Origin of the sequence: Streptomyces sp. NPDC028635 (assembly GCF_040637635.1) — a bacterium.
Lineage (GTDB): Bacteria > Actinomycetota > Actinomycetes > Streptomycetales > Streptomycetaceae > Streptomyces.
Genome location: NZ_JBEZWX010000013.1, coordinates 1 through 13,569, shown reverse-complemented (window position 1 = coordinate 13,569; position 13,569 = coordinate 1). Strand labels below are relative to the sequence as shown.

15 protein-coding genes are annotated in these 13,569 nt (G+C 73.8%); 13 read left to right on the top strand and 2 right to left on the bottom strand.

Annotation, left to right across the window (positions count from 1 at the left end):
* Positions 1-69 precede the first annotated feature (69 nt).
* The 4 genes from alr (at position 70) to AB0E88_RS16370 (ending at position 3,366) form a co-directional block, all read left to right on the top strand.
* The gene (gene alr, locus AB0E88_RS16385; protein WP_361630493.1) at positions 70-1,263 is read left to right on the top strand and encodes an alanine racemase; all 1,194 of its coding nucleotides are present in this window, start codon (positions 70-72) and stop codon (positions 1,261-1,263) included.
* A gap of 31 nt (positions 1,264-1,294) precedes the next feature.
* Positions 1,295-2,530, top strand: a complete 1,236-nt coding sequence (locus AB0E88_RS16380; protein WP_361630490.1) for an alpha/beta hydrolase — start codon at positions 1,295-1,297, stop codon at positions 2,528-2,530.
* Positions 2,496-3,008, top strand: coding sequence for a tRNA (adenosine(37)-N6)-threonylcarbamoyltransferase complex ATPase subunit type 1 TsaE (gene tsaE, locus AB0E88_RS16375; protein ID WP_361630487.1), 513 nt, complete (start codon positions 2,496-2,498; stop codon positions 3,006-3,008). Before AB0E88_RS16380 ends, tsaE begins: the two co-directional genes overlap by 35 nt.
* 193 nt (positions 3,009-3,201) lie before the next feature.
* On the top strand, positions 3,202-3,366 hold the full coding sequence (locus AB0E88_RS16370; protein ID WP_361630484.1) for a hypothetical protein: 165 nt from the start codon (positions 3,202-3,204) through the stop codon (positions 3,364-3,366).
* A 292-nt stretch (positions 3,367-3,658) separates the two neighbouring features.
* Here AB0E88_RS16370 and AB0E88_RS16365 read toward each other — a convergent pair whose 3' ends face one another.
* Positions 3,659-4,216: a hypothetical protein gene (locus AB0E88_RS16365; protein WP_361630481.1), complete on the bottom strand. Its 558-nt coding sequence runs from the start codon at positions 4,214-4,216 to the stop codon at positions 3,659-3,661.
* Positions 4,217-4,331: 115 nt separating this feature from the next.
* On the opposite strand from AB0E88_RS16365, the gene tsaB reads away from it, so the two are divergent.
* From tsaB to AB0E88_RS16330, 7 genes are all read left to right on the top strand, one after another.
* Entirely contained in the window at positions 4,332-4,988 is a 657-nt protein-coding gene (tsaB, locus tag AB0E88_RS16360) for a tRNA (adenosine(37)-N6)-threonylcarbamoyltransferase complex dimerization subunit type 1 TsaB (RefSeq protein WP_361630478.1), read from the top strand.
* Between the two features lie 29 nt (positions 4,989-5,017).
* Positions 5,018-5,491, top strand: coding sequence for a ribosomal protein S18-alanine N-acetyltransferase (gene rimI, locus AB0E88_RS16355; RefSeq protein WP_361630923.1), 474 nt, complete (start codon positions 5,018-5,020; stop codon positions 5,489-5,491).
* Positions 5,484-6,569 (top strand): tRNA (adenosine(37)-N6)-threonylcarbamoyltransferase complex transferase subunit TsaD, encoded by a 1,086-nt coding sequence (gene tsaD / locus AB0E88_RS16350; RefSeq protein ID WP_361630475.1) that lies wholly within the window; start codon positions 5,484-5,486, stop codon positions 6,567-6,569. Before rimI ends, tsaD begins: the two co-directional genes overlap by 8 nt.
* The gene (locus AB0E88_RS16345; RefSeq protein ID WP_361630473.1) at positions 6,566-6,832 is read left to right on the top strand and encodes a hypothetical protein; all 267 of its coding nucleotides are present in this window, start codon (positions 6,566-6,568) and stop codon (positions 6,830-6,832) included. Before tsaD ends, AB0E88_RS16345 begins: the two co-directional genes overlap by 4 nt.
* 300 nt (positions 6,833-7,132) lie before the next feature.
* Positions 7,133-8,188, top strand: coding sequence for a LacI family DNA-binding transcriptional regulator (locus tag AB0E88_RS16340; protein ID WP_361630471.1), 1,056 nt, complete (start codon positions 7,133-7,135; stop codon positions 8,186-8,188).
* A 262-nt stretch (positions 8,189-8,450) separates the two neighbouring features.
* The gene (locus AB0E88_RS16335) at positions 8,451-8,807 is read left to right on the top strand and encodes a YciI family protein (protein WP_361630468.1); all 357 of its coding nucleotides are present in this window, start codon (positions 8,451-8,453) and stop codon (positions 8,805-8,807) included.
* A gap of 44 nt (positions 8,808-8,851) precedes the next feature.
* Positions 8,852-10,105, top strand: a complete 1,254-nt coding sequence (locus tag AB0E88_RS16330) for an RNA polymerase sigma factor (RefSeq protein WP_361630465.1) — start codon at positions 8,852-8,854, stop codon at positions 10,103-10,105.
* Here the strand turns inward: AB0E88_RS16330 and AB0E88_RS16325 are convergent.
* Positions 10,102-11,271 carry an SAM-dependent methyltransferase gene (locus AB0E88_RS16325; RefSeq protein WP_361630462.1) on the bottom strand — a complete coding sequence of 390 codons (1,170 nt, stop codon included), beginning with the start codon at positions 11,269-11,271 and terminating at the stop codon, positions 10,102-10,104. The genes AB0E88_RS16330 and AB0E88_RS16325 overlap by 4 nt on opposite strands.
* 110 nt (positions 11,272-11,381) lie before the next feature.
* Between AB0E88_RS16325 and AB0E88_RS16320 the strand changes: the two genes are divergently transcribed.
* Together AB0E88_RS16320 and AB0E88_RS16315 are read left to right on the top strand one after the other, a co-directional pair.
* Entirely contained in the window at positions 11,382-12,332 is a 951-nt protein-coding gene (locus AB0E88_RS16320; protein ID WP_361630459.1) for a polysaccharide deacetylase family protein, read from the top strand.
* Positions 12,333-12,358: 26 nt separating this feature from the next.
* Positions 12,359-13,234: a polysaccharide deacetylase family protein gene (locus AB0E88_RS16315; RefSeq protein ID WP_361630456.1), complete on the top strand. Its 876-nt coding sequence runs from the start codon at positions 12,359-12,361 to the stop codon at positions 13,232-13,234.
* Positions 13,235-13,569: the final 335 nt, after the last annotated feature.

Sequence of the window (13,569 nt, the reverse complement as noted above, 5' to 3'; positions counted from 1 at the left end):
CGGGGCGTGGCGTACCCATGGGCACGGTGCCGTGGGCCCGTCCGGGCCCTCTGAGACACTGGGGGCGCGATGACTGAGACAGCGACCTCGCGGACCGCGACACTGCGGGCCCGCGCCGAGATCGATCTGGCCGCCCTGCGGGCCAACGTGCGCACGCTGCGCGAGAAGGCCCCGGGCGCCGCCTTCATGGCCGTGGTCAAGGCCGACGGGTACGGCCACGGTGCGATCCCGTGCGCCCGCGCGGCCGTCGCGGCGGGCGCCACCTGGATCGGTACCGCCACGCCCGAGGAGGCCCTCGCCGTACGCGCCCCGGAGTCCGGGATCCCGGCGGACGTCCGCGTGATGTGCTGGCTGTGGACGCCCGGCGGGCCCTGGCGCGAGGCCGTCGAGGCCGGCATCGACATCTCGGTCAGCGGCATGTGGGCCCTGCGCGAACTGACCGACGCCGCCCGCACCGCCACCCGCCCCGCGCGCGTGCAGCTCAAGGCCGACACCGGCCTCGGCCGCAACGGCTGCCAGCCCGCCGACTGGCCCGAACTGGTCGGCGCCGCACTGGCCGCCGAGCGCGAGGGCATCCTGCGCGTCACCGGACTGTGGTCGCACTTCGCCTGCGCCGACGAGCCCGGCCACCCCTCCATCGCCGCCCAGCTCACCCGCTTCCGGGAGATGACGGCGTACGCCGAGGCGCAGGGCGTGCGCCCCGAGGTGCGGCACATCGCCAACTCCCCGGCCGTGCTCACGCTCCCCGAGACCCATTTCGACCTGGTCCGCCCCGGTATCGCCATGTACGGCATCTCACCCAGCCCCGAACTCGGCACCTCCGCCGACTTCGGACTGCGCCCGGTGATGACCGTGACCGCGTCGCTGGCCCTGGTGAAGGAGGTGCCGGGCGGGCACGGCGTCAGCTACGGCCACCACTACGTCACCCCCGGCGAGACCACCCTCGGCCTCGTCCCGCTCGGCTACGGCGACGGCATCCCGCGGCACGCCTCCGGCGCCGGACCGGTGCTGGTCGACGGCAAGTGGCGTACCGCCGCCGGGCGGATCGCGATGGACCAGTTCGTCGTCGACCTCGGCGGCGACACGCCCGAGCCGGGCTCCGAGGCGGTCCTGTTCGGGCCGGGCGACCGCGGCGAGCCGACCGCCGAGGACTGGGCGCAGGCCGCCGGCACCATCGCCTACGAGATCGTGACCCGCATCTCATCGCGCGTTCCCCGCGTCTATGTGAACGAGGGACCGGTCGGGCAACCCGGCGACGAGTGACCAGCAGCGGCCCGGTGAAGAGGAGCGGTACGTGAGCGAGAGCCCTGTGGAGTCCGTCGTGTCGGCCGCCGCGGCCGCGGCGGACTCGGCCGGCTGGCGCCGGGCCACCGGCATCGCGGGCGCCGCGATAGGCGTGCTCGCCGCCGGCGCGGCCGCCGGTGTCGCCATAGAGCGGATGACCGTGGGACGCGGCATGCGGGCGAAGGCACGGCTCGCACTCGACTCCGCCGGCCCCTACGGCGCGCTGCGCGGCACCCCCGGCAAGGCGTACGCCGACGACGGCACCGAGCTGTACTACGAGGTCGACGACGTCGAGCCGGAGGGCGGCTCCGCGCCCCGGCGCCGCCGGCTGTTCGGCCGTAAGACCCCGGCGCCCGTCACCGTCGTCTTCAGCCACGGCTACTGCCTGAACCAGGACTCCTGGCACTTCCAGCGGGCCGCGCTGCGCGGTGTCGTCCGCACCGTGCACTGGGACCAGCGCAGCCACGGCCGCTCGGGACGCGGGGTGGCGCAGACCCGGGACGACACCGCCCTCACCATCGACCAGCTCGGGCAGGACCTCAAGGCCGTCCTCGACGCGGCCGTGCCCGAGGGGCCGATCGTGCTCGTCGGGCACTCCATGGGCGGGATGACGGTCATGGCGCTGGCCGCGCAGTATCCGGAGCTGATCCGCGACCGCGTCGTCGCCACCGCGTTCGTGGGGACCTCCTCCGGGCGGCTCGGCGAGGTCAACTTCGGCCTGCCGGTGGCCGGCGTCAACGCGGTGCGGCGGGTGCTGCCCGGGGTGCTGAAGGCGCTGGGGCAGCGGGCCGAGTGGGTGGAGAAGGGGCGGCGGGCGACCGCCGACCTGTTCGCGGGGATCATCAAGCGGTACTCGTTCGCCTCCCGGGACATCGACCCGGCCGTCGCCCGGTTCGCCGAGCGGATGATCGAGGGCACGCCGATCGACGTGGTCGCCGAGTTCTACCCGGCGTTCACCGACCACGACAAGACCGAGGCACTGGCCTGCTTCCGGGACATGCCGGTGCTGGTGCTGGCCGGGGTGGACGACCTGGTCACGCCCAGCGAGCACAGCGAGGCGATCGCCGATCTGCTGCCGGACGCCGAGCTGGTGCTGGTGCCGGACGCCGGGCATCTGGTGATGCTGGAACACCCGGAAGTGGTCACCGACCGCCTCGCCGACCTCCTCACCCGTGCGGGTGCCGTGCCGGCAGCGGCTACCGTGAAGGGCTATGGAAGCACCAGCAGCACCGCACAACCCGGATAAGACCGAGCTGACCGTCACCTCCCCCGAGCAGATGCGCGAGCTGGGCCGCCGGCTCGCCAAGCAACTGCGCGCCGGTGACCTCGTGATGCTCTCCGGGGAGCTGGGCGCGGGCAAGACCACCCTGACGCGCGGCCTCGGCGAGGGGCTCGGCGTACGGGGTGCGGTCACCTCGCCGACGTTCGTGATCGCCCGAGTGCACCCGTCCCTCGGGGACGGTCCGCCGCTCGTCCACGTCGACGCCTACCGGCTGTCCGGCGGCCTGGACGAGATGGAGGACCTCGACCTGGACGTCTCCCTGACGGATTCGGTGATCGTCGTGGAGTGGGGCGAGGGCAAGGTCGAGGAGCTGACCGAGGACCGGCTCCAGGTCGTCATCCACCGGGCCGTCGGCGACACCACGGACGAGGTCCGCCACGTGACGCTGACCGGTCTGGGGGAGCGCTGGTCGGGGACCGACCTGAGCGCGCTGGCGGCCTGAAGCCGGCGGCCCGGTCCGGAGGGGCCGAGGCCCGGTCCGGAGGGGCCGAGGGGTGTCCGGTACGCCGTCTCGTACGTTCCGACACAGTGTCGGCAAGATGTTGCGTCCCGGGTCGGGGGCGTGGTCACATGGTATCCGGATTGAAGTTAGGGCTACCTAACTCTGCTCGCCCCCGACCCTCAGGAGGCGTCCCATGCCCGCTGCCGAGACCCCCGAGCCGCAGCCCCGCCCCGCCGTGCGCCCCGGGCTGTCCATGCGCGATCTGCTGGCCTCCTGTGCCGCGGCAGCCGAGCTCTCCCGGCCCCCACGCGACCCGGAACCGGCGGTGCCGGCGCCGGAGCGCAGCAAGGCCGCGTAGGGCCTCCGGCGGACGGGGAGCCGACGCCCCCTCGGCCGGGCGGTGCCCGGGTCGGCGCCCCGGCGGTGCCCGGGTCCGCGTCCCGGGGTGCCCGGGTCCGCGGCCCGGCGGTGCGCTGTCCGGCGGGGCGTCGGGCTGCTTCTGGCCGGCAGGGTGCGGGGTCTGCTCGCCGCCGGCGGCCTCGCGCCCGGCGTGCGGCCTCGGCACGTCCTGGCGGCGGGTGTCCGGGTCCGCGTCGGCCCGCGGCCTCGCGCCCGGCGGCGGGGTCTGAGTCCGCGTCCGCCCGGAGGGCCTAGCGGATCACCACCACCTGGCGGCCGATCGTCGCGAAGTCCCACATGGCCGTGCCGTCCGGGCGGGACTCGCGGATGCCGCCCGTCAGGACGCCCTCGTCGGGCGGCTGGGTCGCGGGCCCGGTCTGCGCGCTGAAGCCGATCGAGACGCCGTTGACGGCGGTGAAGCGGACGACGTGCTCGACGGGGATGCCGTCCGTGCCGGTGACCGAGCCCGAGCGCGAGGTGACCATGTAGACCCCGGGTGCCGGGTCCACGCTGCCGGGATCGACGCGGAACGTACGGCGCACCTTGTCCCCCCGGTCGACCAGCCACACCCGGTTGTCGTCCAGGCCGTACACGACCCGGGGTCCGCTGCCGGTGCCGGCGGGCAGCTCCGCCGGGTTCTTCTTGTCCCGGGGCGCCTTGGAGGCGCTCACCGCGGGCGGCACGGTCGGCTTGGCGGCGCCGCCCAGCTCCGGCGGGAGGCTCGCCGACGCCTGCCAGCCGAGGAAACCGACCGTCGCGAGGGCCGCCGCGGTGAGCCCGGCCACGAACCCCGCGCTGCTGCTTGCCACCGTCGTACACCTCACCATAAACGCATAAGAAACGGACTTTTCGGTGACGGTAGCAGTCACGGGCCGCCCCACCGGCGCGTCCGACACGGGGCCCGCGGCGCCGTAGGCTGTTTGCGTGCTCTTGCTCGCTCTGGATACCGCCACACCCGCCGTGACCGTCGCGCTGCACGACGGTACGGACGTCATCGCCTCTACGAGCCAGGTGGACGCGCGCCGGCACGGCGAGCTGCTGCTGCCTGCCGTGGACCGTGTGCTCGCCGAGGCCGGACTGAAGCTGGACGCCGTCACCGACATCGTCGTCGGCACCGGCCCGGGCCCGTACACCGGGCTGCGCGTGGGCCTGATGACCGCCGACACGTTCGGCCTCGCGCTCGGCGTGCCCGTGCACGGCGTCTGCACCCTGGACGGCCTGGCCTACGCCGCCGACCTGGACTCCGGCCCCTTCGTCGTGGCGACCGACGCCCGGCGCAAGGAGGTCTACTGGGCCACGTACGCCGACTCCCGCACCCGGCTGACCGGCCCGGCCGTAGACCGGCCCGCCGACATCGCCGACCAGGTCGCCGGCCTACCGGCCGTCGGCGCGGGCGCGCTGCTCTACCCGGACACCTTCCCGCAGGTCCACGAACCCGAGCACGTCTCCGCCGCCGCCCTCGCCCGGCTCGCCGCGGCGAAGCTGGCCGCCGGTGAGGAGCTGGAGGCACCGCGTCCGCTGTATCTGCGCAGGCCCGACGCCCAGGTCCCCAAGAACTACAAGGTGGTCACCCCCAAGTGACCGGAGCCGACACCGCCGTCCTGCGCGAGATGCGCTGGTGGGACATCGATCCCGTGCTGGAGCTGGAACGCGACCTGTTCCCCGAGGACGCCTGGTCGCGCGGCATGTTCTGGTCCGAGCTGGCGCACGCCCGCGGCGCCGACGCGACCAGGCGGTACGTCGTCGCCCAGGCGGGCGAGCGGATCGTCGGCTACGCCGGGCTCGCCTCCTCCGGTGAGCAGGCCGACGTGCAGACCATCGCCGTCGCCCGCGACCAGCAGGGCACCGGGCTCGGCAGCCGGCTGCTCACCGAACTGCTGCGGGCCGCGACCGCCTTCGAGTGCGCCGAGGTGATGCTGGAGTGCCGGGTGGACAACACCCGCGCGCAGAAGCTCTACGAGCGCTTCGGCTTCGAGCCCATCGGCTTCCGGCGCGGCTACTACCAGCCCGGGAACGTGGACGCCCTGGTGATGCGCCTGACCGACCCTTCTTCCTCCGTACAAGGAACCGAGATCAATGGCTGACGAACCCCTGGTCCTGGGGATCGAGACCTCCTGCGACGAGACCGGCGTCGGCATCGTGCGCGGTACCACCCTGCTGGCCGACGCCATCGCCTCCAGCGTCGACGAGCACGCCCGCTTCGGCGGCGTCGTCCCCGAAGTCGCCTCCCGCGCCCATCTGGAGGCGATGGTCCCCACCATCGACCGCGCGCTGAAGGAGGCGGGCGTCAGCGCCAAGGACCTCGACGGCATCGCCGTCACCGCCGGTCCCGGCCTCGCGGGCGCCCTACTGGTCGGCGTGTCGGCGGCGAAGGCGTACGCCTACGCCCTCGGCAAGCCGCTCTACGGCGTCAACCACCTCGCCTCGCACATCTGCGTCGACCAGCTGGAGCACGGCCCGCTGCCGGAGCCGACGATGGCGCTGCTGGTCTCCGGCGGGCACTCCTCGCTGCTGCTGTCCTCCGACATCACCTCCGACGTCCGCCCGATGGGCGCGACCATCGACGACGCGGCGGGTGAGGCCTTCGACAAGATCGCCCGCGTGCTGAACCTGGGTTTCCCGGGCGGACCGGTCATCGACCGGTACGCGAAGGAGGGCGACCCGGCGGCGATCGCGTTCCCGCGCGGCCTGACCGGGCCGCGTGACCCGGCGTACGACTTCTCCTTCTCCGGGCTGAAGACCGCCGTCGCCCGCTGGATCGAGGCGAAGCGGGCCGCGGGCGAGGACGTGCCGGTGCGTGACGTGGCCGCGTCCTTCCAGGAGGCCGTGGTGGACGTGCTCACCCGCAAGGCGGTGCGCGCCTGCAAGGACGAGGGCGTCGACCACCTGATGATCGGCGGCGGCGTGGCCGCCAACTCACGGCTGCGCGCCCTGGCGCAGGAGCGCTGCGAGAAGGCCGGCATCCGGCTGCGCGTCCCGCGGCCCAAGCTGTGCACGGACAACGGCGCGATGGTGGCCGCGCTCGGCGCCGAGATGGTCGCCCGCAACCGGGCCGCCTCAAGCTGGGACCTGTCCGCCGACTCCTCCCTGCCCGTCACGGACCCGCACGTGCCCGGGCACGACCATGTGCACGAGGTCAGCAAGGACAACCTGTACTCATGACCGTCGCGCTGATGTGGGAGGCGCGGGCGGCCGAGGGCCGGGGTGCGGAGCTGCTCGACTGGGTCCGGTCCCGGGCCGTGGACGGCACCCCGCTGCGCCGCGAGACCTTCCGTGCCCCGCAGGACCGCGTCCTGGTCATCACCTGGTGGGACGCCCCGTACGACGCCGACCTGCCCGAACTGCCCGAGCCGGACGCCGGCTTGGTGACGCGGCCGGTGCACCGGTGGCGGTTCGAGTCGGTGGGGGAGGGCCGGCAGGGCTGACGGGGGTCACCGGGGGCACGCACGCCCCTTCCGGCGGTGGCTGCGGGTGCCGTGAACCACCAGCGGCGGGGCGGAGTCCATGGCGCACAGGTCGGCCGTCGCCTCCGGCGGGCGCAGCGGCTCCCGTATCGTGCAGCTCTCTGATGGTGCGGCTCCCGCATGGTGCAGCTCCCGCATGGTGGAGCGGTCGTGGTCGCCGGGGTCGCGGGCTGCCGGGCGCGGGGTCGACCACGGTCCGCCCGATTGTCGGGAGCGGCCGGGACTCGAATGTTTCGGGCGGGCGGGGATACGATCGCCGCCATGACAGCCTCGGAATCCGCCGGAACGCAGCCCTCGGGCCGGTCCGGCCGCACCGCGACGCTCGCCGAGATCGCCCGTGAGGCCGGCGTGTCGGCCCCGACCGTCTCGAAGGTCCTCAACGGCCGTGCCGATGTCGCCCCGGCCACCCGGACCCGGGTCGAAGACCTGCTGCGGGCCCACGGCTACCGGCGCCGGCGGGCCGAGGCCAGCCGCTCCCCGCTGATCGACCTGGTCTTCCACGAGCTGGAGAGCGCCTGGGCGATGGAGGTCATCCGGGGCGTGGAGAACGTCGCCCGCGACGCCGGGCTGAGTGTCGTGCTCAGCGAGAGCGCCGGGCGGCTCACCCCCGGGCGGACCTGGGCCGACCAGGTCGCCGCCCGCCGCCCGCACGGCGTGATCCTCGTACTGTCCGACCTCGACGACTCCCAGCGGGCCCTGCTGACCAGCCGCTCCATCCCGTTCGTGGTGATGGACCCGGCCGGCGACCCCGGTGCCGACGTGCCCTCCATCGGCGCCACCAACTGGCAGGGCGGCCTCGCCGCCACCCGTCACCTGATCGATCTCGGCCACACCCGGATCGGCGCGCTCAGCGGACCGAAGCGGATGATGTGCAGCCGCGCCCGCGTCGACGGCTACCGGGCCGCCCTGGAGACCGCCGGACTGCCCGTCGACCCGGCGCTGATCAGGACCGGCGACTTCCACCACGAGACCGGTTACCGGCTCGGCCGTGAGCTGCTGCGGCTGCCCGAGCGGCCCACGGCCGTCTTCGCCGGCAACGACCTCCAGGCGCTCGGCCTGTACGAGGCAGCGCGCGAGCTGGGCCTGCGCATCCCCGAGGATCTCAGCGTCGTCGGCTTCGACGACCTGCCGGTGGCCCGCTGGGTCGGGCCGCCGCTGACCACCGTGCGCCAGCCCCTGACCGAGATGGCCGAGGCGGCGGCCCGGCTGGTGCTGGAGCTGGGACGCGGGGACGGGACGCCGGCGGCCACGCGCGTGGAGCTGGCGACCAGCCTGGTGGTACGGGCGAGCACCGGGGCGCCGGCGGCCGGAAGGTGACGTACTGACCGGGGGCCCTCGTACTCCCGCGACGGGAGCGGGTGCCGCACGCCCCTCCGAAGGTGATCGGCTGCACAAGCGAAACTTTCGGTCTCCCCGCCGTCAACCACCACCCTGCTCACCCCCGGCGCGGCCCCGTGAAGCGGGCCCGGAAAACTGCCCGGAAAAAAATCCGGCGCGTATGTCGATCCCGTCGTCCGCCGTTCGACGCAGGGGTGAGAGGCCGGGAAGGACCCGGCCGAACGGACACCGAGGAGGCGTCATGCCCCGCTACCTGTCGCTCGTGCGGATCGACGAGAACAACGCGCCCGCCGGGGGCCCCAGCGACGAGCTGATGCAGCGCATGGGGGAGCTGATCGAGGAGATCACCAAGGCGGGCGTCATGCTCGCCACCGACGGGCTGACGCCGTCCGCGCAGGGCAAGCGGGTCCGCTGGGAGGGCGGCGAGCTCTCCGTCACCGACGGGCCGTTCACCGAGACCAAGGAGGTCGTCGGCGGTTACGCGATCATGCAGTGCAAGGACATGGCCGAGGCCGTCGAGTGGACCAAGCGCTTCCTGAAGGTGCACGAGGAGTTCTGGACGGTCACCTGCGAGGTCCGCGAAATCGCCGAAGGCTGACGTCCGCTTGGCGTGGGCCGGTGAGCGGTGTTCGATGGTGGGCTGTGGAGGAGCAGCCCATCATCGAGCCGCGCGGCGCCATCGAGACCGTCTTCCGGATGGAGTTCCCGCGCGTCATCGCCGCGGTCACCCGTGTCGTCCGGGACATAGGCATCGCCGAGGAGCTCGCCCAGGACGCCCTCGTCGCCGCCCTGGAACAGTGGCCGCGCGACGGCGTGCCCGACAACCCGGGCGCCTGGCTGACCACCGCCGCCCGCCGCCGTGCCGTCGACCTGATCCGGCGCCGGGAGAGCTACGCCCGCAAGCTTCAGGAGATCGGCCGCGGCCTCGACACGACGGTCCCGCCCGAGGAGCCCGCCGACCCGGACGACATCGACGACGACCTGCTCCGGCTCGTCTTCACCGCCTGCCACCCGGTGCTGTCCCCCGAGGCCCGCACCGCCCTCACCCTGCGCCTGCTCGGCGGTCTGAGCACCGCCGAGATCGCCCGCGCGTTCCTGGTGCCGGAGCCGACGGTCGCCCAGCGGATCGTGCGCGCCAAACGCACCCTGGCAGCGAAGAACGTCGCCTTCGAGGTCCCCTGCGGCCCCGACCGCGCCGCCCGCCTCGGCTCGGTCCTCGACGTCATCTACCTGGTCTTCAACGAGGGGTACGCGGCCACCGCGGGCGACGACTGGCTGCGCCCGTCGCTGTGCGAGGACGCGCTGCGGCTCGCCCGGCAACTCGCCCAGCTGATGCCCAAGGAGCCCGAAGTGCACGGGCTCGCCGCGCTGCTGGAGTTCCAGGCCGCCCGCGCCGCCGCCCGCACCGGCCCGAACGGCGAGCCGGTGCTGCTCGCCGACCAGAACCGCAGCCGCTGGAACCGCCTGCTCATCGCCCGGGGTGTCGCCGCCCTGGGGCGCGCCGAGGCCACGGCCGCGGGCTCCCCCGGGCCGTACGCGCTCCAGGCGGCCATCGCGGCCTGCCATGCCCGCGCCCACACCTACGAGGAGACCGACTGGGCGTCCATCGCCACCCTGTACGGCCTGCTGGCCGCCCGTGCCCCCTCGCCGGTGGTGGAACTGAACCGGGCGGTGGCCGTGTCCATGGCCGACGGCCCGGGCCCCGCCCTGGAGATCGTCGACGGCCTCGCCGACCGGCTGCGCGACTACCACCTCCTGCCCAGCGTCCGAGGTGACCTGCTGCAACGCCTCGGCCGTACGGAGCAGGCGCGCGCGGAGTTCGAACGCGCCGCGTCCCTGACGTCCAACGAGCGCGAGCGTGAGCTGCTCCAGCGGCGCGCGGCGGAGTGCCGTTAGGCGGGCCGGCCCAGCAGCATGGTGGGGGCCCCCGCGACGCGCGTGAGGAAGACCGTGAGCGGGTGGGGGCCCTGGGGTTTCGGGAGGACCTTGCGGCGCAGTTCCTCCGGTTCGACCGCCGAACCGCGCTTCTTCACCGTCAGCACGCCCACCCGGCGCTCCCGCAGCAGCGCCTTCAGCTTCTTCACGTTGAAGGGAAGCCGGTCGGTGATCTCGTAGGCGGAGGCGTACGGCGTCGGGTGCAGCTCGTCGGACGTGACGTAGGCGATCGTCGCGTCCAGCAGTCCGCCGCCGACCTGTTCGGCCACCTCGGCGACCAGGTGCGCACGGATGACGGCGCCGTCGGGTTCGTAGAGGTAGCGTCCGACGGGACGGACGGCCGGATCGGGCAGTCCGCGGCCGGCCAGGGTGTACGGGCCCGGAAGCAGCGTCGCCCGGACGGCGCCCGGCGCGCCGGTGCCGAACCACAGCACCGCTTCTTTCACGTCGCCGCCGTCGGAGATCCACTCCGCCTCGGCCTCGGCGGGGACCGCCTCGTGCGGAACGCCGGGGGCGATCTTCAGCGCGGCGTGCGGGGCCCGCAGCGCCGCCCGCACGGCCCAGGACAGGGGCGGTGAGTACGCCTCGGGGTCGAAGATGCGGCCGCGTCCGCCGCGCCGGGCGGGATCGACGAACACCGCGTCGTATCCCGTGGTGTCGACCTCGGTGACGTCCGCCTCCCGCACCTCGATCAGGTCGCCGAGCCCGAGCGCCTCGGCGTTGGCGCGGGCCGCCGCCGCGGTCAGCGGGTCGCGGTCCACGGCGAGGACGCGGATCCCGGCGCGGGCGAGGGCGAGCGCGTCGCCGCCGATGCCCGAGCACAGGTCGGCGACGGAGGTGACACCCAGGTCCTTCATACGGGCCGCCCGGTAGGCGGCGACGCTCGCCCGCGTGGACTGCTCGACGCCGTTGGGCGTGAAGAACATCCGCGCGGCGTCCTCGGCCCCGAACTTCGCCACCGCCCGCTGCCGCAGCCGCGCCTGGCCGAGTGCGGCCGACACCAATTCCGCCGGATGCTCCCGGCGCAACCGGGTGGCGACGGCGAGCTCGTCGGCGGGGTCGGTGTCACGCACCTGGTCGAGCAGGGCGCGGCCTTCGGGGGTGAGGAGGGGCGCGAGGTCGTTCACCGGGTCATTGTCGGGCAGGGGGGCGGGGTGTGGGCCACTCGGTGGACGGCGGGCGGCCGGTGGTGGTGTCGGGGCGGCTCGCGGAGGGCGGGCTGCGAAGATCCGAACCCATGGGAGTAGTCGTACAAAATGACAAAAATCGGGTGGTCCGACGTCGGGTTCTGCGTGGCTCGCTCGCCGTGCTCGCCGCCACCGCCCTCGCCTCCGGCTGCGCCGCCGGCACGGGTGCCACGGGTGCCACGGGGACCGGGGTCGCCCCGGCCGCCGGCCAGCAGCAAGCCTTGCACGCGCCCCCGGCGCGCGCCCTCGACTCCTACGCCACCAAGCTGCGCGCCGAGTACGCCGCGCGGGTGGCGGCCGCCAAGCGCTGGGGCCTGTCCAAGGTCCCGCTGACCGCTCCGGCGCCGCCCCGGCTGAAGCCCAGGATCCACACCCGGCAGGGCTTCGAGGTCGACGACCAGGAGGAACTGGGCCTGCCGCCCGTCTTCACCCGGATCCCGACCGACCAGAAGATCGTCTTCCTCACCATCGATGACGGCGCCGAGAAGGACCCCGCGTTCCTGCGCATGATGAGCGAGCTGCGCATCCCGTACACCGCCTTCCTCAGCAACTACCTGATCAAGAACGACTACGGCTACTTCAAGAAGATGCAGGCGCGGGGGGTGACGCTGAACAACCACACCCTGCACCACCCGTATCTGCCGGGGCTGTCCTACGCCGAGCAGAAGCACGAGATCTGCGACATGCAGGACATCATCGAGAAGCAGTACGGCAAGCGGCCGACCGTCTTCCGGCCGCCGTACGGCAACTACAACCAGGACACGCTGCGTGCCGCCAAGTCCTGCGGGATCAAGTACGCACCGCTCTGGGACGAGGAGGTCTTCGTCGACCACTGGGAGTACCGCGAGGACGACCAGGACCTCCACCCCGGCGACATCGTCCTGACCCACTTCCGCGGCCGGGACGACTGGAAGGGCACGATGCCCGACATGGTCCGCCGGTTCCTGAAGAAGGTGACGGACAAGGGATACGCGGTGGCACGCCTGGAGGACTACCTGTGAGGACGCGGGGGCGAGGGCGGGGGCCGGTGGCCGTTCTCCTGGCCGCGGTCTGCTCGGCGGTGGTCTGTCTGGCGGGGTGCGCGCAGTCGGTGGACCCCATCGAACGGCTCGGCAAGAAGACGGCGGAACGGGTCGGCACGCACCGTCCCGCCGCCCGGCCGGCGTACCGGCGCTGGGGGCTTTCCCGGCCGCTGGCTCCGGCGCCGGCCGCTGCGCGCGGGCGCGTCGGCCGGGTGCCCGGCGGGGCGGCGTCCGGATCCGTCTCCGGATCCGTGTCCGGGCCTGGGTCCGGGTCCGGGGCCGGTCTGCCGGTGGTCGTCGACCGGGTGCCGACGCGGGACAAGGTCGTCTTCCTGACGTACGACGACGGAGCCGAGCGGGACCCTCGGTTCGTCGACCTGGTGCGGGAACTGCGGCTGCCGGTGGGGATGTTCCTCACGGACAGCGTGGTCGGGCCGGGGGCCGGGCCGGGCCGGGCGCACTTCGCGCGGCTGCGGGCGGTCGGGGCGACGCTGGAGAACCACACGCTCGACCACCCCGCCATGCGGGGCCTGTCGTACGCCGGGCAGCGGGCGGAGATCTGCGGTCAGCAGCGCAGGCTGCGCGCCCGGTTCGGGGTGCGGCCGCGGCTGTTCCGGCCGCCGTACGGCGCGTACGACGCGACGACGCTGCGGGCGGCGGGGGACTGCGGGATCTCGGCGGTGGTGCTGTGGCGGGTGTCGGTGGGCGGTGACGGGACGTTGTCGTACGTCGCGGGGGAGCGGCGGCTGGGGCCGGGGGACATCATCGCGGTGGATCCGGACGAGACGACGGGGCCGTTGCTGCGGGAGCGGACGGTGCGGTTGCTGCGGGAGATCCAGGCCGGGGGGCTGACGGTGGGGCGGCTGGAGGACTACCTGTAGGGCGGGGCGCGTCTCGGCTGCGGGTTTCGTTGGTCGTGTTTCGGGTGCGGGCCGGTGGGGGGCTGGTCGCGCCGTTCCCCGCGCCCCTTTTGTGCCTGCGGCGGCCCGTTGCTGTCCGGTGGGTGGTTGCTCTCGCGCCTGCGGTTCGTTGTGGGTCGGGGCCGGGGTGGGGGGTGTCCGTCCTCGGTCCGGCCGGCCGTTTCCGACGAGGGGCGCCGTTGCCCGGTGCCGGCCGCTGCGGGCGGACCGAGCGGACGCCGGCCCCCACCGCCGTACGTCGAGTTCGTCCTCCCCTACGACCTGCTCAACCACGATGTGGCCGCGCTGCCGTACCG

Excerpts from the sequence above, each read along its gene's own strand:
- alr (WP_361630493.1), top strand. The coding sequence starts at position 70 with ATGACTGAGACAGCGACCTCGCGGACCGCGACACTGCGGGCCCGCGCC.
- tsaE (WP_361630487.1), top strand. The coding sequence starts at position 2,496 with ATGGAAGCACCAGCAGCACCGCACAACCCGGATAAGACCGAGCTGACC.
- AB0E88_RS16370 (WP_361630484.1), top strand. The coding sequence starts at position 3,202 with ATGCCCGCTGCCGAGACCCCCGAGCCGCAGCCCCGCCCCGCCGTGCGC.
- rimI (WP_361630923.1), top strand. The coding sequence starts at position 5,018 with ATGCGCTGGTGGGACATCGATCCCGTGCTGGAGCTGGAACGCGACCTG.
- tsaD (WP_361630475.1), top strand. The coding sequence starts at position 5,484 with ATGGCTGACGAACCCCTGGTCCTGGGGATCGAGACCTCCTGCGACGAG.
- AB0E88_RS16345 (WP_361630473.1), top strand. The coding sequence starts at position 6,566 with ATGACCGTCGCGCTGATGTGGGAGGCGCGGGCGGCCGAGGGCCGGGGT.
- AB0E88_RS16340 (WP_361630471.1), top strand. The coding sequence starts at position 7,133 with ATGACAGCCTCGGAATCCGCCGGAACGCAGCCCTCGGGCCGGTCCGGC.
- AB0E88_RS16335 (WP_361630468.1), top strand. The coding sequence starts at position 8,451 with ATGCCCCGCTACCTGTCGCTCGTGCGGATCGACGAGAACAACGCGCCC.
- AB0E88_RS16320 (WP_361630459.1), top strand. The coding sequence starts at position 11,382 with ATGGGAGTAGTCGTACAAAATGACAAAAATCGGGTGGTCCGACGTCGG.